Genomic DNA, 17,223 nt, shown 5'->3' on the forward strand with positions numbered 1-17,223 from the left:
CGGGGACGGGGGAGCCGATGGCGGGGACAGTGTTGTGGCTCAGCCCCAGCGCGGCTCGCGGTGGGCGTCGGCCGCATTGCCGCCGTTGGCGGCCAGCCAGGCGCAGGCGCGCCGGTGCAGGTCGGCGTAGCCCTTGGCTGCGGCCTGATCAGCCACGTCCTGCGCCAGCGGGCGCAGCGTGGCCTCGGGTTCGCCCATCAGGGTGCGGGCGTGCAGGGCCAGCAGTGCCGCCTCGGTGGCCCATTCCTGCAGGCCGTGGCTGCGGGCCACGGCGGCCTGGCGCTCGGCGGCGGCCAGCGCTGCGGCGCCGTCGCCCGCGGCCAGCGCCAGCGCGACGTCCACGCGCGCCTCGCGGGCCTGCACCATCGGGTGCTGCAGGCGGGCGCTGGCGTCGCGCAGGCGGGCGATGTCGTCGGCGTCCGGCGCCAGGCCCCGCGCGGTGGCGGTCAGCGTGGTCATCAGCACCCAGTTCGACACGCGCAGCGGCTCCCGGCTGTCGCGCAGCAGCGGCGCGGCGGCGGCCAGCGTGCGGGCGGCGTCGTCGGCCTGGCCGCACTGCAGCAGCAGCCGCGCCTGGCGCACGCGAGCCTCGGCCTCGAAGCCGGCGCTGGCCTGCGCCTGCGCCAGCGTGAGCGCCTGCGCCAGCGCAGCCTCGGCCTCGGCGTGGCGGCCGGCCGTGGTCAGCACGCTGCCCAGCACCAGCAGCGACAGCGTCTCGGTGTGGGCCACGCCGGCCCAGCTCTGCAGGCTGCGGCGCGCCATCGCCTCGGCCTGCGCCACCTCGCCCAGCGCGTGCAGCATGACGGCCAGGTCGTTCTCGATGGTGAGGCCGCGGCAGTGGTCGGGGTGGCGTTCCAGCAGCCGCGCCAGCGCGTCGTGCGCGGCGCGCACCTGGCCGCCGAACCAGTGGATCTGGCCCTCGAAGCTCAGCAGCGCGGGCAGCCGTGGCGCGGCCTCGCGCAGCCGCGCGTGCAGTGCCCAGGCGGCCGGGATGTCGGGCTCGCGCATGGCCAGCTCGATGAGCACCTCGTAGGCGTGGGTGCGCTCGCCCTCGGGCAGCGCCGGCAGCAGCTCGCGCAGCCGCGCGGCGTGCTGCACGGCCTGGGCCAGGTCACCGGCGAACACGCGGTTGTCCACCAGCGCGGCACGCAGCCGGCCTTCGATGAGGCGGTGCTGCTCGGGGTCGGCCACGCCGTCGAGCTGGGCCTGGATGGCGGTGAGCGCGGCCTCGCCGCGGGCCAGGTCTTCCAGCAGGTCGCAGGCGGCCAGCTCCAGCCGCGCGCGCAGCGACTGGGCCAGGTCCAGCGATTCGTCGGCCACCTCGCGCCAGACGGCGCAGGCCTCGTCGAAGCGGCCGCGCGCCTTGAGCTGCTCGGCGCCCTGGTGGCGCCAGGCCAGCGCGGTCTGCGGCTCGCCGGCGGCGCGCCAGTGCTCGGCGATGGCCATGGCGTCGGCCCAGGGCTGGTGGGCCAGCCACAGCGCGGCATGGCGGTGCAGGGCTGCGCGGCGCGGTGCGACAAGGTCGGCGACGGTGGCGGTGCGGATGAGGTCGTGGCTGCAGGCCAGCCCCGGGGGCTGGGCGCGCAGCATGCCGGCGGCCTGCGCCTGGTTGCGCGCCGTGGCCCAGTCGGCGTCGCCGGCCGCACCGGAGGGCAGGCCCAGCAGGCGGCGCAGGCCGTCCTCGGGCACGGGCTGCACGAACACCGCGGCAGCCTCCACGGCCTTGCGTGCCAGCGCGGGCAGCGCCTGCAGCCGGCGCTGCACCATCTGCCGCACGCGCTGGGGCAGCGCGTCGCCGCCCGCCACGGCCGGCGCGCCGGCGGCCACCAGCTCGCCCAGCGCGAAGGGGTTGCCGGCGCTGAGGTCGTGCAGGCGGTCCAGCTGCTCGGCGCCGAAGTCGCTGCCCGGCCAGCGGGCGCGGCAGACGGCCGGGAGTTGGTCCCGCGTGAGGGCGGGCAGGTCCAGCATCTGCAGCCGGCCGGCGCCGTGCAGCGGCTGCAGCGCCTGCTGCAGCGCGGCGCCCATCTCGTGGCTGCGCGCGGCGGCGCGCCAGCGCAGGCGGTCGCCGTGGGCCAGCAGCAGCAGCCATTCGACGGTGGCGGTGTCGCACCACTGCAGGTCGTCCACCAGCAGCACGGCGGTCAGCGCCTCGAAGGCGCGCGTCAGGGCTTCCGCCAGCCGGGCCTGGGCGGTGAGGGCGTCCAGCGCCGGCAGCGGCTCGTCGGGCGCGAGCTCGGGCAGCAGGCGGGCCAGGTCCAGGCGGTAGGGGCGCAGCGCGCCGTGGGGGTCGTCCAGTGCGGCCAGCAGCGCCGGCATGCGGGTGCGCAGGCAGTCCAGCAGCGGGCGGTAGGGCATGCCGTGCAGGCCTTCCAGCCCGCGCAGGCAGGGCGCGTGCGGGAAGGCGGCGGCCAGCAGCGTGCTCTTGCCGGCGCCCGGCTCGCCCAGCAGCAGCAGCGCGGGGGCCGTGCTGTGACGCAGCTGGTGGTGTTGTTCCTCGCGAGCGGGTGGCGCGGGGGCGGCGCCGGTATCGGCCGGTGCCTGGCGGCTGTCGCGCAGCCAGCGGCGGTGCAGCTCCCGGGCAGTGTCGCGGCACCAGTCGGTGAAGCCGTCGTAGCCGGCCAGGCGCCAGGCGGGTGGCCAGTCGGTGGGGTCTGGTGGCGGCGCGTCGGTGCGGGCGCTGAGGTCCGTGGGCAGGGCCAGGCGCAGCTGCTGGCCCTGCGCCTGCAGGCCGTCGGCGGCGCCCCAGCCGCGCAGCAGCGCGCGGGCGCGGTGCAGGTTGACGCGCAGATGGTGCAGCGCGTCGGTGGCGCTGGCGCCGGGCCAGAACAGCGCGGCCAGGCGCTCCCGCGGCAGGCCGGCCTCGCTGACCGCCAGCACGACGATGAGCGCGGCGGGCACGGTGGCCGGCAGCGGCAGGGCGCGGGCGCCCTCGGGGGCCCAGGCGGGTGGCGTCAGCAGGCGCAGCATGGTGGGTCGCAGTGTCGCCCAGGCCCTAGACTCGCGGCCCATGAGTTCAACCCCCTCCCTGGCCTTCATCGGCGGCGGCAACATGGCCGGCGCCATCCTCGGCGGTCTGCTGCGCGCGGGCCGGGTGAAGGCGGGCGACGTCATCGTCGTCGAGCCTTACGAACCGCAGCGCGACAAGCTGCGCGTCGATTTCGGCATCCACGCGCTGGCCGCCGGCGACGACTCGCTGGCACGTGCCAGCACGGTCGTCTGGGCCGTCAAGCCGCAGCTGTTCACCGCCGCGGCCGAGCCGCTGCAGGCCTGGCTGGGCGGCGCGCTGCATCTGTCGGTGATGGCGGGCATCCCGTCGGCCTCCATCGTGAAGCTGACCGGCAGCGAGCGCGTCGTGCGGTCCATGCCCAACACGCCGGCGCTGATCGGCCAGGGCATCACGGGCCTGTACGCGCGTCCGGCGGTGTCGGCCGAGGAGCGCGCGTCGGTGGAGCAGCTCCTGAAGCCGACCGGCCAGACGCTGTGGGTCGAGCGTGAGGATGACCTCGATGCCGTCACCGCACTGTCGGGCTCGGGCCCGGCCTATTTCTTCTTCTTCGTCGAAGCCATGATGGCCGCCGCCGTCGACATGGGCCTCACCGCCGAGCAGGGCAGGCGCCTGGCGCTGGCGACGTGCTCGGGTGCGGCCGCGCTGGGCCTGGCGTCCGACGAATCGCCCACGACGCTGCGCGAGCGCGTGACGAGCAAGGGCGGCACCACGCATGCGGCCATCTCGTCGCTGCAGGCCGACGCCGTCGACGCGGCCATCCGCCGCGCGGTCATCGCCGCGCAGCGGCGCGCCGCCGAGCTGGGCCGGGAGTTCGGCTGAAGACATGATGCCCCTCGTCCAAGGAATACCTTGGCCGGTCCCCCGCGGGGACGGCGATGCTTGGCGGATTGACCACCAAGCACATCGCCTGGGCGGGCCGGCTTGGGAGCGGCCCGGCGCTCGGCCCGCAGATCGCAGACGTCGTTACTGCTGACATGGGCATTTCGACCCGAGACAGCCTGCGCGACTGGCTGCGCGCCCCCGGGTCGCTGAGCCGCCGCCTGGCACGCCTGGGCGAGCGCTTCAGCGTGCAGGTGCTGCGCCAGCGCGTCGCGCCGTTCCGCGCTCTGGAGCGCGCCGCGCTGGGCCTGCCGCCGCGTGGCCTCACGGTGGTGCGAGAGGTGATCCTGCGCGTGGACGGCGAGCCGCTGGTCTGGGCCCGCTCGGCCGTGCACCAGCGCGCCACCACGGGGCCCTGGCGGGCGCTCAAGGGCCTGGGCGCCAAGCCGCTGGCCCACCTGCTGTACGACGACTATCGCATCCACCGCAGCGAGCTGCAGCCGCGCCGGCTCTCCCGTCACGGCCACACGCGCCGCCACGCCGCGCGCCAGTGGCAGGCGGCCACGGGCGGCGCGATGCCGGCGCAGATGCTGTGGTCGCGCCACTCGGTGTTCAGCCGTGGCGGCGCGCAGCTGCGCGTCATGGAGCTGTTCGCGCCGGGCCTGCGTCGCCACCGTCCGGGCAGACCCTAGCGAGGGTTGCCCCCTCAGTTGGGGGTTTAGCTGTCCGGCAGCTGACTTTCCGGGGATGAAAATGTTTCCACGGGCTCATTTATTCGCGACCCATGGCGCGGCGCCCATAAACTCTGCCGCAGCAGAGGGGCGTTAGACGACCTGCCGCGACACCGCAAAGGCAGGCATAAGAAGAGTGGGGCAATCATGAAGACCCGTGACGTGGCGATCTTCACCGGCGAGCGCTTTGTCGTGCCGCAGTGCATTCAGCGCATCGACCATCTTTCCACCCATGGCTGGCAGCTGCGCTACGGCGGCACCAAGCTGTTCTCCGACCACAGCCAGGACGGCACCGGCGCCCGCAAGGCGCTGGCGCTGGCCACCAAGGAACTGCTCAAGCGCATCGCGACGCTGCCGGCGCCGTCGCGCCTGCGCCGCACGCCCAGCCGCAAGAAGCAGAGCGACCTGCCGTCGGGCATCTCGGGCCCCATCGTTCGCCAGCGTGCGGGAAGTCGTGTCCGTGATTGCAGCTTCGCGGTAACCCTACCCCGCTTTGGCGACACGCCGCTGGCGCGCAGCGTCTACATCGGCACCGAGAACACCTACACCATCGAGCGCTACCAGGAAGCGCTGGAGCGCGCCGTGGCGTTGCGCGAGAAGGCCGAGGCGGCTTACCAGCGCGCCGCGACCAAGGAGCGCCGTGCCCAGGCGCAGGTGCTGAAGGCCGAGATGGCCAGCCTGCTGGGCAAGGGCTGAACGGCCTGAAACCCGGTTGAACCGGCGCAGGCGCCGGTGGCGGACACAATCGCCGGCCGGGCTTTGCGCCCGGCCCGCCCATGTCCCTCGCCGCCTCCCTGCCCGAACGACTTCTCGCACTGCTGAACGCGCTGCGGCCCGCGCCGCAGGCCGTCAATGCGCGCGAGCGGCTGCGCGTCGTGCTCGGCGCCGGTCTGGGCCTGCTGCTGGCGGGGCTGCTGAGCCGCGCCGAGATGCCGGCGGGCCTGCCCTGGCTGGTGGCGCCCATCGGTGCCAGCGCCGTGCTGGTGTTTGGCGTGCCGGCCAGCCCGCTGGCGCAGCCCTGGGCCGTCGTCGGCGGCAATACGCTGTCGGCGCTGGTGGGCATCGCCTGCATGAACTGGCTGCCGCTGCCGGCGCTGCCCACGGCGGCCATCGCCGTGGCGCTGGCCATCGCCGCGATGTTCCTGCTGCGCTGCCTGCACCCGCCCGGCGGCGCCGCGGCGCTGCTGATGGTGCTGACGGCCACGCACGACTGGCGCGTCGCCGTCGAGCCGGTGGCGCTGAACTCGCTGCTGCTGGTACTGGCCGGCATGGCCTACAACACGCTGACCGGCCGCCGCTACCCGCATGCCCAGCGCGTGCAGGCCGCGCCGCCGGCGCCCGCCGGCGCGCAGGTGGCGCCGCCGCGCTTCGGGGACGCCGAGCTCAACGAGGTGCTGGCCCGCTACAACCAGGTGCTGGACGTGCCGCGCGACGACCTCGCCGGCCTGCTGCACGAGGCCGAGCTGCTGAGCTACCGCAACCGGCTGGGCGGCCTGCGCTGCGCGGACATCATGTCCACGCCCGTCATCACGGCAGAGTTCGGCACGCCGCTGGCCGAGGCCTGGGCGCTGCTGCAGCAGCACCGCATCAAGGCGCTGCCGGTGGTGGACCGCGTGCAGCGCATCGTCGGCATCGTCACGCGGGCCGACTTCATGCGCGCCGCCGAGGCGGCGCAGCGCGAAGGCTTCGCGGGCCGGCTGCAGACGCTGCTCAAGCCCTCGCCGTCGACGCACTCCACCAAGCCCGAGGTGGTGGGCCAGATCATGACGCGCCAGGTGCGCGTGGCCAGCGCCGAGCGCGCCATCGCCGAACTGGTGCCGCTGTTCTCGGCCACCGGCCATCACCACCTTCCCATCGTCGGCGAGCAGGCCCGGCTCGTCGGCATCCTCACGCAGTCCGACCTCGTAAAGGCACTCAGCCATGGCCCATGAACCAAACTTCAACTGGGGCGTCATCGGCCCCGGTGGCATCGCCAACCGTTTTGCCGGCGCGCTGGCCGCCGTGCCCGGTGCGCGCCTGGCGGCCGTGTTCGCGCGCGACGCGGCCAAGGGCCAGGCCTATGCCGACCGGTGGCAGCAGCCCGGCGCGCCGGCGCGCGTGACGACAGCGCTGGCAGACCTGCTGGCCGACCCCGGCGTGGACGCCGTCTACATCGCCACGCCGCATTCCCACCACGGCGAGTACGTCCGCGCCGCGCTGCTGGCCGGCAAACCGGTGCTGTGCGAGAAGCCGCTGGTGACGTCGCTGGAGGAAGGCCAGGCCCTCATCGCCCTGGCCCGCGAGCGCGGCGTGTTCCTGATGGAGGCGGTGTGGACGCGCTTCCTGCCGGCCTACGAGCTGGCCGGCCGGCTGCTGCGCGAGGGCGCCATCGGCGAGCTGCGCGCGATGCAGTCCAGCTTCTGCTTCTCGTCGGCCTTCGACCCTGCCCACCGCAACTGGAACCCGGCGCTGGCCGGCGGCTCGCTGTGGGACATCGGCATCTACAACCTCGTCGTCACGCGCTGGGTGCTGCAGCAGTTCAACGGCGGCGAGTGCCCCGAGCCGGAGCGCATCGACGTGGCCGCCACGCTGGCGCCCACCGGGGTGGACGCGTCGGTGACGGCCACCTTCCACTTCCCCGGCGGCATCACGTCGCAGTTCCGTTGCGGCTTCGATGCGTCGTCGGTGAACGCGTTCGAGGCGCTGGGCGCCAAGGCCGGGCTGCGCTTCCCGGTGGACTTCTGGGGCTCCGAGGCGGTGGAGCTGGTCACGCGCAAGGCGCCGGCCCAGCGCTTCGACGCGCCGCACGTGCTCAACGGCTTCGAGGGCGAGATCGCCGAGGCGCAGGCCTGCATCCGCGCCGGCCTGCCCGAGAGCCCGCGCATGCCGCACAGCGAGACGCTGGGGCTGCTGCGCTGGAGCGACGCCATCCGCGAGAAGCTCCCGGGCGGCGTGAACAAGAAGGGCTGACGCGACCGCACGCCCAGCCCCGCAGGTTCAGCCTTCGCTGATGGCCTGACCCAGTTCGGCGTTGGAGAGAGCCCGGCCGTCCAGGCTCCAGGTGCCGTCGACGGCATGCAGGCCGTTCGTCCAGATGTTCCCGACCTGCAGGCGCCCGTTGGACAGGCGCTGCAGGATCTCGATCGCGCTTGCGAAGAAGGCCTGCTGTACGCCGCGGTCGGCGAGCGCGAAGGCGGGAGTCTTCGTTTCCAGCCATGCGCCGTCGACCTCCTCGCCAGCGGCGAACGTGCGGCCCCTGGGCAGCATGTGCAGGTGGGCGGTGACATTGGGTGTCATGACCTTGTTGCCGCTCAGGCCATGGCTCTCCAGCAGTGCGTGCGTCAGCTCCCCGATGGCCTGCTTTTCGCTGCCAGCGGGAAGAACGCCTTCGGTCAGGGTGAGGGTGATGGGCATGGATGCTCCTGTGGGTTGCGAATCAACGGCCGTTGGAATAACGACCGTTATCTGAGAATAGATAACGATCGTTATCTCGTCAACTAGACTGTGTTCCAAGTCATCAGCAGCGGGGACATCGATGTCGAGACAGGAGCAGAAGGCGCAGACACGGGGGCGCATCCTGGAGGCAGCCGGGCGCAGCTTCCGGCGCAGCGGGTACGGCGGAGTCGGGGTCGATGGCCTGGCCAAGGCCGCCGGCGTGACGTCAGGTGCGTTCTACGTGCACTTTGGGTCCAAGCAGGAGGCTTTCCGCGCTGCCGTCGAGGGCGGGTTGGCCGACTTGGAGGCGGGCGTGCGCTACTTCCAGCAGTCGTTCGCCGACACCTGGTGGGAGCGCTTCGTCCGCTTCTACCTGACCGACAAGCGCAGCTGTGATCTCGGCGAGAGTTGCAGCCTGCAAAGCCTGGCGCCGGAGGTGGCGCGGGCCGGCGAGGAGGAGCGTGCGGTGTTCGAGGCGGGCCTCGGCGCGGTGGCGCGGACGGTGGTGGACGGTCCGACATCCCCAGACAAGCCGCAGCGCCTTGAGGCCGCGTTGGCGGCACTTGCCATGCTGGTGGGCGCGGTGTCACTGGGCCGCGCCATGGCAACAGAGCCTGCAGCGGAGCAGGTGGCAGAGGCCATCGCTCGCGTACTGCTCAGCGGCCGCGGGCTTCGCGGCTGAGGCGCCGTCAGCGCGGAATCCAGATCCGGTTGTCGCGCGCCGGGTTGCGCTTGAGCGTCATCGCCAGGCCACCTTCGCCGTTGCTGGCGCTCTGCGCGCGTACCGCCGCGCCGCTGGCGCCTGGCAGCACGGGGCAGCTGCCGGTGTCGGCATGGCCCAGCGCCGTGGCGAGCATGGCTTCGGTGGTGTCGCCCAATGCGCGGCCGAAGTCGTCGGACACGCTGCAGCCCTTCACGAAGCGCGTGCCGGCGGTGCCGCCGGTGGTGGGCTCGAAGCCGTCGGCGTAATCGCCGAAGCCCTGCGCGTTGACGCCGGCGAACTCGATCGGGAAGTAGCTGATGCCGCAGTTGTCCTTGGCCGTGAAGCCATAGGGCTTGCCGCAGGTCTTGCCACCCACCAGCACCACGTCCACGCCCACGCCGCGCAGGCCGTTGACGATGGCCTCGCTGGCCGAGCAGGTGCCCGACTGCGCCAGCACGTAGACGCGGTTCAGGTTCAGCGTCGGCAGCGGTTCCTCGCGCGTGCAGCGCCCGCCGATCAGGATGCACGACTGCGTGTAGAACGGCGTGACCGCGTTGTCGGCGGCGCGCTTGGTGCTGTAGCGCAGCAGCTCGAAGGTCTGCCCGCTGGTGCGGGCGCTGCCGGCAATCATCTGTGCCAGCTCGGCGGCGATGTAGAGATAGCCGCCGCCGTTGTAGCGCAGGTCCAGCACCAGCTCCTGCACGCGCTGCGTCTGGAAGCCGCGCATCGCGTCGATGAGCTGCGCCTCGGCCGGCGCCACGTGGTCGTTGAACAGCAGGTAGCCGGTCTTGGTGCCCCGCGGCGTCGTGACGACGCGGGACAGCGGCACGGGCGTCTTCGTGATGCTGGCGCTGGTCAGGCTGCGCGTGATGGACGTGCCGTTGGCGCGCGTGAACACGAAGCTGTGCGGCGCGTTCAGCGCGCCGGGGAACAGCGCGGCGTTCAGCTTGTCCACGCCGGCGTCGTCGCCCGCGTCGGCGCTGGTGCCGTCCACGCTGGCCAGCTCGTCGCCGCGCACGATGCCCGCCAGATCGGCCGGGCTGCCGGGCTCGACGAAGGCGACGCGGATGCGCCGCGGCGGCGTCGGGCTCGTCAGCTTCCATTCGATGCCGTAGCCGGCCTCGACGGCGTTCTCGCTGAGCGCCTTCCACTTGTCGGTGGCGTAGGTGAAGCTGAAGCGGTCGCGGCGCTGGCCGGTGTCGGTCAGCGCGGGGGTCTTGAGCGCCTCGAAGTAGCTGTCCATCGCGACATAGACGTCGCTGCCGCTGTAGCCCGCGCCGCTCGGGTCCACGCGCGGCACCTCGTCGGGCCACAGGTAGGCCTCGTCGAAGTAGGCGCGCAGCCATTTCTTCTCGGTGTCCAGCGTGGACGTGCGCAGGTTGGCCGCGGCCAGCGTGTTGTTGGCGGCGCATTGCTGCGCGAAGCTGGCCGACGGGCCTTGCGGGTCGGGCGAGGTGTTGCCGGTGCTGCCCGTGGAACCGCCGGACCCGGACGAGCCGGACGACCCGGACGACCCGGAAGAGCCGGACGACCCCGACGTCGAGCCGCCCAGGATGGGCGTGCCGGCGCTGCCGCCGCCACCGCCGCAGCCGGCCAGGGCCAGGCCGACGGCCATGGCCAGTGCCCAGGTCCCGCGGATTGCATTCGTCATCACTTCACTCCCAGCTGACTCGCGGCAATGTAAGCCGATTCACAGGCCCGATCTCGGCAGCCTAGCGCGGCAGGCGCACGCGGTTGTCGCGGCCGGGGTGGCGACGCGCCAGCAGCGGCGTCGCGCCCTCGCCGGTGGGCGAGGACTGCGCCTGCACCGTCGCACCCGACGCACCCGGCAGCACCGGGCAGCGGCCCGTGTCCAGGTGGCCCAGCGCGGTGGCGAGCATGGCCTCGGCGGGGTCGCCCAGCGCGTGGGCCGGGTCGTCGGCCACGGTGCAGCCCTTGACGAAGCGGGTGCCGGTGTCGGCGCCGGCGGTCGGCTCGAAGCCGTCCGAGTAGTCGCCGAAGCCCTTGGCGTTGACGCCGACGAACTCGATGGGCAGGTAGGTCACGCCGCAGTTGTCCTTGCCGTTGAAGCCATAGGGCTTGCCGCAGGTCTTGCCGCCGATGAGCACCACGTCCACCCCCACGCCACGCAGGCCGTTGATGATGGCCTCGCTGGCCGAGCAGGTGCCCGACTGCGCCAGCACGTAGATGCGTGTGAGGCTCAGCTGCGGCAGCGCCTGCTCGCGCGTGCAGCGGCCGTTCACGAGGTAGCAGGAGGTCGTGTAGAACGGCGTCGTCTCGTTCTCGCTGCTGCGCCGGCTGTTGTAGGTCAGCCGCTCGAAGGCCTTGCCGCTGGTGGCGGTGCTGCCGGCGATCATCGCGGCCAGCTCGCTGGCGATGTAGAGGTAGCCGCCGCCGTTGTAGCGCAGGTCCAGCACCAGCTCGCGGACGCCCGCGGTCTGCAGGCCCTGCATGGCGGTGACGAGCTGCGCCTCGGACGGCGCCACGTGGTCGTTGAACAGCAGGTAGCCCGCGCGCGTGCCGGCCGGCGTCGTGACGACCTTGGACATCGGCACCGGCGTCTTCGTGACGTTGGCGCTGGTCAGGCTGCGCGTGATCGTGGAGCCGTCGGTGCGCGTGAAGACGAAGGTGCGCGTCGTGCCCAGCGCATCCGGGTACATGGCGGCCGTCAGCCGCTCCACGCCGCTGGCATCGGCCACGTCGGCGCTGGTGCCGTCGGCGGTCAGCAGCTGGTCGCCGCGGCGCAGGCCGGCCACGTCGGCGGGGCTGCCCGGCTCCACCTGGGCGATGAAGATGCGGCGCGGCGGGGTGTCCTGCGTCATCTTCCATTCCAGCCCGTAGCCGGCCTCGGTGGCGCTGTCGAACAGCGCGTTCCACTTGGCGGTGGGGTAGGTGAAGCTGAAGCGGTCACGGAAGGCGCCGGAGTCGGTGCGTTGCGGCGTCAGCAGCGCGTCGAAATAGGCGTCCATCGCGGCCTGCACGTCGCTGCCGCCGTAGGCCGGCAGGCTGGGGTCCACGCGCGGCACCTCGTCGCGCCACAGGTAGACCTCGTCGACGTAGGCGCGCAACCACTTCTTCTCCGTGTCCAGCGTGGACGTGCGCAGGTTGGCCGCGGCCAGCGTGTTGTTGGCGGCGCACTGCTGAGCGAAGCTGGCCGACGGTCCCTGCGGGTCGCCCGTGGCGGCGCCGTTGCTGCCGGTGCCGCCCGTGGATCCCGTCGATCCGGTGGGAGCGGTCGTGCCCCCACCCCCACCGCCGCCACAGCCGCTCAAGGCGAGGGCCAACACGGTGGCCAGCGTGGCGGCCGCTCGAATCGCTGTCGTCATCTTTTCCTAGTCCCTGAAATGAGCGGAGCAATGTACGCGCAATCCGGCGCCGCTTTCTCGCGGCGGCGCTCAGCGTGAGTAACGCTTCTCGATGTGGCCGATGCTGCCGTCGCGCAGCATGCTGGTCAGGCCGGCGTTCAGCGCCGCCAGCCCGGCGGCCGCGCGCGGGCTGGCGGTGCTGAACGCCATGAAGGTCGGCTCCGGGTTGAAGTGCTCCAGCGGCTGCCGCTCCACGCGGTCGGCCAGGCCCAGTTGGTGGATCTCCCAGGCGCCCGCCAGCGCGGTGGCGATGACGACGTCCGCCCGGCCGCGCTCCACCAGCTGCACGGCGCCGGCCACGTTGCGGCCCAGTTCGGGCTTGCCGGTCGCGGCGTTCAGCACGGCCTGGGGGTAGATGAAGCCGTCGCTCAGCGCCAGCCGCAGGCCGCGCAGGTCGCTGAGCTGGCGCAGCCGCGGGCCCGAGCCCTTGCGCGTGTAGAAGTAGTACTGCTTGCCGGCGCGGTAGGCCTTGCTCCAGCGCAGGAAGCGGTCGCGGTCGGGGCTGAAGTTGATCGTCGTCGTGAAGTCCGCCAGGCCTCGCTCCAGCATGAAGAGGGCGCGCTTCCACGGCACCCACTGCAGCTCGATGCGGCCCGTGTAGCCACCGCGGCGCAGCGCCTCGCGGGCGATGTCGATGTCTGCGCCCTCGCCACTGGCATCACCCGGCGGGTTCACCAGCGGCGGGTAGACGGCGTTCACCAGCACCAGCGTGGGCGCCGCGTCTGCGCCGTGCGCTTCGGCCGCTGCCAGCAGCGCGCCGCCGCAGGCCAGGAAGCGCCGCCTCGTGTTCATCGTGGCGTCAGCGCAGCGCCAGGTCTGCCGCCGTGCCGGCGAACACGGCCAGCCCCAGCCAGTGGTTGGCACGGAAGGCGGTGAAGCACTCGGCGCGGCTGCGCCGACGGATCAGCGTCCAGTGCCACAGGGCCTGCGCGGCCGCCACCGCCATGCCGGCCAGGAACCAGCGCCCCAGCCCCAACCGCAGGCCCAGGCCCGTCCACATCGCCAGGTAGGCGGCGTAGAAAGCCATGATGCCGGCCACGTCCCAGCGGCCCAGCGCGATGGCCGACGAGCGCACGCCGATCTTCAGGTCGTCGTCGCGGTCCACCATCGCGTACTCGGTGTCGTAGGCCAGCACCCAGAACAGGTTGGCCACCAGCAGCGCCCAGGCCGACAGCGGCACCGAGCGCAGATGCCACTCGGCGCCCCCCAGCGCCGCGGCGAACGCCATCGGGATGCCGAACGAGAACGCCACGCCCAGCACCGCCTGAGGCATGGCCAGCACGCGCTTGGCGAACGGATAGGCGATGGCCACGGCCAGCGCGGCGAAGCTCAGCAGGATGGCCGGCGGGTTGGTCGTCAGCACCAGGCCGAACGACACCAGCGCCAGCGCCGCGCCCAACACCAGCGCCTCCTTCACCGACACCGCGCCGGTCGTGACCGGCCGGGCGGCGGTGCGCTTCACGTGGCGGTCGAAGTCGCGGTCGGCGACGTCGTTGATGCAGCAGCCGGCCGAGCGCATGAGGATGGTGCCCAGCGTGAACACCGCCAGCAGGTGCCAGCCGGGGAAGCCGTCCGCCGCGATCCACAGCGCCGCCAGCGTGGGCCACAGCAGCAGCAGCCAGCCGGCCGGGCGGTCCCAGCGGATCAGCTGCAGGTAGAGCGCGAGCCGCGACGGCGGCGTGGCAGCGGGGGCGGAAGAAGTCATGCGGCGATTTTCACGCGTACTGGGCGCCTCAAGTCCTTGCCGGCGCCCGGCCAATGCCTGGCGCCTACAGTCGCCGACGTCTCGCCCATCTCTCACCTGCCATGACTGCTCTCGCCGACTTTCCCATCACGAAGAAATGGCCCGCCGCCCACCCGGAGCGCCTGCAGCTGTACTCGCTGCCCACGCCCAACGGCGTCAAGGTGTCCATCGCGCTGGAGGAGCTGGGCCTGGCCTACGAGCCACACCTGGTGAAGTTCGACACCAACGACCAGCTCACGCCCGAGTTCCTGTCGCTGAACCCGAACAACAAGATCCCGGCCATCATCGACCCGCAAGGCCCTGGCGGCGTGCCGCTGCCGCTGTTTGAGAGCGGCGCCATCCTCGTCTACCTGGCCGAGAAGACCGGCCGCCTGCTGCCCGCCGACCCCGCGCGCCGCTACGAGGCGCTGCAGTGGCTGATGTTCCAGATGGGCGGCATCGGGCCGATGTTTGGCCAGCTCGGCTTCTTCCACAAGTTCGCCGGCAAGGACTTCGAGGACAAGCGCCCGCGCGACCGCTACGTCGCCGAGTCGCGCCGGCTGCTGGCCGTGCTGGACAAGCACCTGCAGGGCAAGACCTGGCTGGTGGGTGACGAGTACACGGTGGCGGACGTCGCCGTCTTCCCGTGGGTCAACAACCTGATCGGCTTCTACGGCGCGGGCGAGCTGGTGGGCTACGCGGACTTCGCCAATGTCGAGCGCGTGCGCGCCGCCTTCATGGCGCGGCCGGCCGTGCAACGCGGGATGAAGGTTCCGGCGCGGGACTGAGGCACTGCCCGGCGTTCCCGGCGCTTTGGCATAGTCCGCAGCCGTTGCAGCTGCCCCCGACTCCCATGCGCTTCACGACGCTTCTGGCCGGCCTGGCCCTGATGGGCGGCCTCGCTCAGGCTGCCGAGATCCGCCTCGGTTCGCTGTCCTTGGACTGGCCGGCAGGCTACACGCTCAAGTCCGCGCAGCCGCCTTTCGAGCTGGCCGGCCCGCGGGGCATGAAGGTGCTGGTGACGGTGCTGCGGCCCGGCGCGTCTGTCAGCGCTGACACCCGCGGCAAGATGCAGGCCACCGTGGACCGCATGCTCACCGACCAGGCGGCCAGGGGCGGCAAGGTCGCCGTTCCGCTAGCCGGCGAGGCCCTGCCCGATGGCACCGTGCTGCGCTTCATCGGCAGTCAGACCTCGGGCCTGTTCGGCAGCGGCTATCTGCTGCAGTACGCGCTGCTGTCGCCCGGTGGGCCGCTGGCGCTGCTGACCTTCGAAGGCAAGGGCGACGCGGCGGCCGTGCATGCCGATGTGAAGGGGTTCTTCAACAGCGTGCAGTGGGAGGCCGGCGAGGGCAGCCTGGCCGAGCGCACCGCGTTCACCGAACGGGCGGCGGCGTTGCTGCGCGCGCAGCTGGGGCCGGATGCCGTGGTCATCGCCGAGCCGCTGACGCTGAAGGTGGGTGACCTGCAGGCCAACCTTGACCGCGTCTGGGGCTATTGCCGCACCAACGCGGCCGGTTGCGACGCCGAGCTGCAGCGCTACCTTCAAGGCGTCGCCGACGTGCGCAAGAATGCCGTCGCGGCGGTGAGCCGCGAGGCCGTGCGCGTGGCCATCCGCCCCGCCGACTATGTGCAGAACCTGCTGCGCGCCGACGCCGACGCCAAGCGGCCGCCACCGCTGTTCCGGCCCGTGGCCGACGGGTTGGTGGCCGTGCCGATGGTCGACTCGCCGCGCGCCGCGCGGCTGCTGCACGAGGGCGACTTGAAGACGCTGGGCCTGACGGCCGACCAGGCTTTCGACCTCGCGCTGGCCAACATGCGCCAGACGCTGAAGCCCACGGCCGACGCCGCCAGGCCGGCCAGGCCCGGTGCGCTGGGCACGATCCAGGGCGACTACTACGAGAGCAGCCGCCTGCTGCTGCGCGACGACTGGGCGGCACTGGCCCGGGCGCAGCAGGGCGTGCTGGTGGTGGCGGTGCCGGCCAAGGATGTGCTGGTCTACGGCGCCGACGATTCCGCAGCGGGCCTGGACGCGCTGCGCACGCTGGCCCGTGAGGTGGCGCGGCGCTCGCCTGGCCAGTTGAGCGACGTGCTGCTGCGCTGGACCGACGGCGGCTGGCAGGCGGTGCGCTGACGCTCAGTCCAGCGCGACGACCCGGTCCCCCGGCTGCGGCCGGCAGCCGTCGGCCAGCGGCGCGCCGCCGTCGCGCTGCACGACGCCGGCCGGCCCGTGGCAGAACTCCAGCCGCCGCGCCGCGGGCCAGCGCCGCTGCGCGAACGCCTCCAGGCTGGTGGGCAGGCTGGTCTGCACGGCGCCGGCGTTCAGCTGCTCGACCGGGTGGTCGTGGAAGTGCAGCCACGGCACGAATCGGCCCGCCAGCAGCAGCCACGGCGACGCCCGCACCGGCTCGGGCGCGTAGCCCTCACGCCGCAGCCAGGCCTGCGCGGCCTCGCGCGTGCGGGTGCCGGCCGAGGCCGCGGCCAGCAGCTCGGCGACCCACTGGTTGCAGTTCTGGTACGCCGTGCTGAACGCGTAGGCGTTGGCGCTGTAGCGCGCGTCCAGCAGGCCCAGCGCAACGTCCTTGTCCAGCGCCGCAGCGGCCAGCGGCGCGGCGGCCTCGGGCGGCAGCAGCAGCACGCTGATGTAGCCCACGTCGGCGTCGTCGCTGCCCGCGATGAAGCCGGCCAGCCCCTGGTCGAACAGCCGCGACCGGCGCTCGGCGCAGGCGTAGTAAAGCTGGCGCACGGCCCAGGGCGTGCCCAGCCCGTCGGGCAGCGCAATGGCGGCGTGCGAGTAGCGCAGGCCCACGCGCGACAGGTCGGTGCCCGAGCGGGCGATCAGCGCGGCCTGCGCGCCCGACGCGGCCAGCGCCTCGCGGATGACGGCCGCAAAGCGCAGCAGGCGGTCCTGCTGCGGGGCGGTGATGGCGGTGGTGCGGTCGCAGCCGCGCGGAGGCAGCCCGGCCTGGGCCGCGCCGGCGGCCGCCAGCAGCGCCGCGGCCAGCGCGGCGCGAGGGGTCAAGACTTGACGACGCGCGCGGCCAGCTCGCGGTGCCAGGCGTCTTCCAGCACCAGGAAGAAGGCCTTGCCCGTGTCGGCATGCGCGAACGCGACGCCGTAGGGCTGCGGCGTGGCCTGCACTTCGTCGCCCACGCTCACGGCGCGGGTGGCCAGCGCCTGCTGCGGCAGCGTCAGCTCCACCGTCTGGGCGCCGTCGCGCGCCAGCGTCAGGCGCAGCTTGCCGGCGTCGGCCTGGGCGACTTCGGTGACGCGGTAGCGGCCCTCGGCGCGCTTTTCGCCGCCGCTGCTGCTGCCGGAGGAGGCCTTGAACGAGTCCGACACGCTGCCGGACGAGGCCGAGCCGGCGCCCGCGGCGGAGGAGGCGAAGGATTCGGCCTGGGCGGCGGTGGCGGCCAGGGCGAGGAGGGTGACGAGGGCGAGGCGCATGGCGGTCAGGGGTGAGC

16 protein-coding genes are annotated in these 17,223 nt (G+C 73.0%); 8 read left to right on the plus strand and 8 right to left on the minus strand.

The window, feature by feature from the left end; translation table 11 throughout:
• Positions 1-39 precede the first annotated feature (39 nt).
• The gene (locus ACG04Q_RS17805) at positions 40-2,967 is read right to left on the minus strand and encodes an ATP-binding protein (protein WP_394512451.1); all 2,928 of its coding nucleotides are present in this window, start codon (positions 2,965-2,967) and stop codon (positions 40-42) included.
• 40 nt (positions 2,968-3,007) lie between these two features.
• On the opposite strand from ACG04Q_RS17805, the gene proC reads away from it, so the two are divergent.
• The 5 genes from proC to ACG04Q_RS17830 all read left to right on the plus strand — a co-directional run bounded on the left by proC (position 3,008) and on the right by ACG04Q_RS17830 (position 7,506).
• Complete coding sequence (proC, locus tag ACG04Q_RS17810; protein WP_394512452.1) at positions 3,008-3,826, plus strand: pyrroline-5-carboxylate reductase; 819 nt, start codon at positions 3,008-3,010, stop codon at positions 3,824-3,826.
• Positions 3,827-3,981: 155 nt separating this feature from the next.
• Positions 3,982-4,518: a chorismate--pyruvate lyase family protein gene (locus tag ACG04Q_RS17815; RefSeq protein WP_394512453.1), complete on the plus strand. Its 537-nt coding sequence runs from the start codon at positions 3,982-3,984 to the stop codon at positions 4,516-4,518.
• A 186-nt stretch (positions 4,519-4,704) separates the two neighbouring features.
• Positions 4,705-5,253 carry a hypothetical protein gene (locus tag ACG04Q_RS17820; protein WP_394512454.1) on the plus strand — a complete coding sequence of 183 codons (549 nt, stop codon included), beginning with the start codon at positions 4,705-4,707 and terminating at the stop codon, positions 5,251-5,253.
• A gap of 80 nt (positions 5,254-5,333) precedes the next feature.
• On the plus strand, positions 5,334-6,488 hold the full coding sequence (locus ACG04Q_RS17825) for an HPP family protein (protein ID WP_394512455.1): 1,155 nt from the start codon (positions 5,334-5,336) through the stop codon (positions 6,486-6,488).
• On the plus strand, positions 6,478-7,506 hold the full coding sequence (locus ACG04Q_RS17830) for a Gfo/Idh/MocA family protein (protein ID WP_394512456.1): 1,029 nt from the start codon (positions 6,478-6,480) through the stop codon (positions 7,504-7,506). Before ACG04Q_RS17825 ends, ACG04Q_RS17830 begins: the two co-directional genes overlap by 11 nt.
• Before the next feature lie 27 nt (positions 7,507-7,533).
• On the opposite strand, the gene ACG04Q_RS17835 is transcribed toward ACG04Q_RS17830, so the two are convergent.
• Positions 7,534-7,950 carry a 4-oxalocrotonate tautomerase gene (locus tag ACG04Q_RS17835; RefSeq protein WP_394512457.1) on the minus strand — a complete coding sequence of 139 codons (417 nt, stop codon included), beginning with the start codon at positions 7,948-7,950 and terminating at the stop codon, positions 7,534-7,536.
• Positions 7,951-8,071: 121 nt separating this feature from the next.
• Between ACG04Q_RS17835 and ACG04Q_RS17840 the strand changes: the two genes are divergently transcribed.
• On the plus strand, positions 8,072-8,653 hold the full coding sequence (locus tag ACG04Q_RS17840) for a TetR/AcrR family transcriptional regulator (protein ID WP_394512458.1): 582 nt from the start codon (positions 8,072-8,074) through the stop codon (positions 8,651-8,653).
• 7 nt (positions 8,654-8,660) lie between these two features.
• Here the strand turns inward: ACG04Q_RS17840 and ACG04Q_RS17845 are convergent, their stop codons facing one another.
• The 4 genes from ACG04Q_RS17845 to ubiA all read right to left on the minus strand — a co-directional run bounded on the left by ACG04Q_RS17845 (position 8,661) and on the right by ubiA (position 13,744).
• Complete coding sequence (locus ACG04Q_RS17845; protein WP_394512459.1) at positions 8,661-10,325, minus strand: S41 family peptidase; 1,665 nt, start codon at positions 10,323-10,325, stop codon at positions 8,661-8,663.
• A 61-nt stretch (positions 10,326-10,386) separates the two neighbouring features.
• The gene (locus tag ACG04Q_RS17850; protein ID WP_394512460.1) at positions 10,387-12,000 is read right to left on the minus strand and encodes a S41 family peptidase; all 1,614 of its coding nucleotides are present in this window, start codon (positions 11,998-12,000) and stop codon (positions 10,387-10,389) included.
• A gap of 69 nt (positions 12,001-12,069) precedes the next feature.
• Positions 12,070-12,831, minus strand: a complete 762-nt coding sequence (locus ACG04Q_RS17855) for a substrate-binding periplasmic protein (protein WP_394512461.1) — start codon at positions 12,829-12,831, stop codon at positions 12,070-12,072.
• Positions 12,832-12,838: 7 nt separating this feature from the next.
• On the minus strand, positions 12,839-13,744 hold the full coding sequence (gene ubiA, locus ACG04Q_RS17860) for a 4-hydroxybenzoate octaprenyltransferase (protein ID WP_394512462.1): 906 nt from the start codon (positions 13,742-13,744) through the stop codon (positions 12,839-12,841).
• Between the two features lie 101 nt (positions 13,745-13,845).
• Here ubiA and ACG04Q_RS17865 point away from each other — a divergent pair, with 101 nt between their 5' ends.
• Both ACG04Q_RS17865 and ACG04Q_RS17870 read left to right on the plus strand, forming a co-directional pair.
• Complete coding sequence (locus tag ACG04Q_RS17865) at positions 13,846-14,550, plus strand: glutathione binding-like protein (protein ID WP_394512463.1); 705 nt, start codon at positions 13,846-13,848, stop codon at positions 14,548-14,550.
• A 65-nt stretch (positions 14,551-14,615) separates the two neighbouring features.
• Positions 14,616-15,893 carry a DUF1444 domain-containing protein gene (locus ACG04Q_RS17870; protein ID WP_394512465.1) on the plus strand — a complete coding sequence of 426 codons (1,278 nt, stop codon included), beginning with the start codon at positions 14,616-14,618 and terminating at the stop codon, positions 15,891-15,893.
• A 3-nt stretch (positions 15,894-15,896) separates the two neighbouring features.
• Here ACG04Q_RS17870 and ACG04Q_RS17875 read toward each other — a convergent pair whose 3' ends face one another.
• Positions 15,897-16,781: a DUF2145 domain-containing protein gene (locus ACG04Q_RS17875; RefSeq protein ID WP_394512466.1), complete on the minus strand. Its 885-nt coding sequence runs from the start codon at positions 16,779-16,781 to the stop codon at positions 15,897-15,899.
• Positions 16,778-17,206, minus strand: coding sequence for a hypothetical protein (locus ACG04Q_RS17880; protein WP_394512467.1), 429 nt, complete (start codon positions 17,204-17,206; stop codon positions 16,778-16,780). The genes ACG04Q_RS17875 and ACG04Q_RS17880 overlap by 4 nt, the downstream gene beginning before the upstream one ends.
• Positions 17,207-17,223 lie beyond the last annotated feature (17 nt).

This window comes from Pelomonas lactea, from assembly GCF_043555885.1.
In the GTDB taxonomy this organism is placed as follows: Bacteria; Pseudomonadota; Gammaproteobacteria; order Burkholderiales; family Burkholderiaceae_C; genus Pelomonas; species Pelomonas lactea.

Bases quoted from the DNA above. Each gene is read 5' to 3' on its own strand.
- ACG04Q_RS17805 (WP_394512451.1), bottom strand. From the start codon at position 2,967: ATGCTGCGCCTGCTGACGCCACCCGCCTGGGCCCCCGAGGGCGCCCGC.
- proC (WP_394512452.1), top strand. From the start codon at position 3,008: ATGAGTTCAACCCCCTCCCTGGCCTTCATCGGCGGCGGCAACATGGCC.
- ACG04Q_RS17815 (WP_394512453.1), top strand. From the start codon at position 3,982: ATGGGCATTTCGACCCGAGACAGCCTGCGCGACTGGCTGCGCGCCCCC.
- ACG04Q_RS17820 (WP_394512454.1), top strand. From the start codon at position 4,705: ATGAAGACCCGTGACGTGGCGATCTTCACCGGCGAGCGCTTTGTCGTG.
- ACG04Q_RS17825 (WP_394512455.1), top strand. From the start codon at position 5,334: ATGTCCCTCGCCGCCTCCCTGCCCGAACGACTTCTCGCACTGCTGAAC.
- ACG04Q_RS17830 (WP_394512456.1), top strand. From the start codon at position 6,478: ATGGCCCATGAACCAAACTTCAACTGGGGCGTCATCGGCCCCGGTGGC.
- ACG04Q_RS17835 (WP_394512457.1), bottom strand. From the start codon at position 7,950: ATGCCCATCACCCTCACCCTGACCGAAGGCGTTCTTCCCGCTGGCAGC.
- ACG04Q_RS17840 (WP_394512458.1), top strand. From the start codon at position 8,072: ATGTCGAGACAGGAGCAGAAGGCGCAGACACGGGGGCGCATCCTGGAG.
- ACG04Q_RS17845 (WP_394512459.1), bottom strand. From the start codon at position 10,325: ATGACGAATGCAATCCGCGGGACCTGGGCACTGGCCATGGCCGTCGGC.
- ACG04Q_RS17850 (WP_394512460.1), bottom strand. From the start codon at position 12,000: ATGACGACAGCGATTCGAGCGGCCGCCACGCTGGCCACCGTGTTGGCC.
- ACG04Q_RS17855 (WP_394512461.1), bottom strand. From the start codon at position 12,831: ATGAACACGAGGCGGCGCTTCCTGGCCTGCGGCGGCGCGCTGCTGGCA.
- ubiA (WP_394512462.1), bottom strand. From the start codon at position 13,744: ATGACTTCTTCCGCCCCCGCTGCCACGCCGCCGTCGCGGCTCGCGCTC.
- ACG04Q_RS17865 (WP_394512463.1), top strand. From the start codon at position 13,846: ATGACTGCTCTCGCCGACTTTCCCATCACGAAGAAATGGCCCGCCGCC.
- ACG04Q_RS17870 (WP_394512465.1), top strand. From the start codon at position 14,616: ATGCGCTTCACGACGCTTCTGGCCGGCCTGGCCCTGATGGGCGGCCTC.
- ACG04Q_RS17880 (WP_394512467.1), bottom strand. From the start codon at position 17,206: ATGCGCCTCGCCCTCGTCACCCTCCTCGCCCTGGCCGCCACCGCCGCC.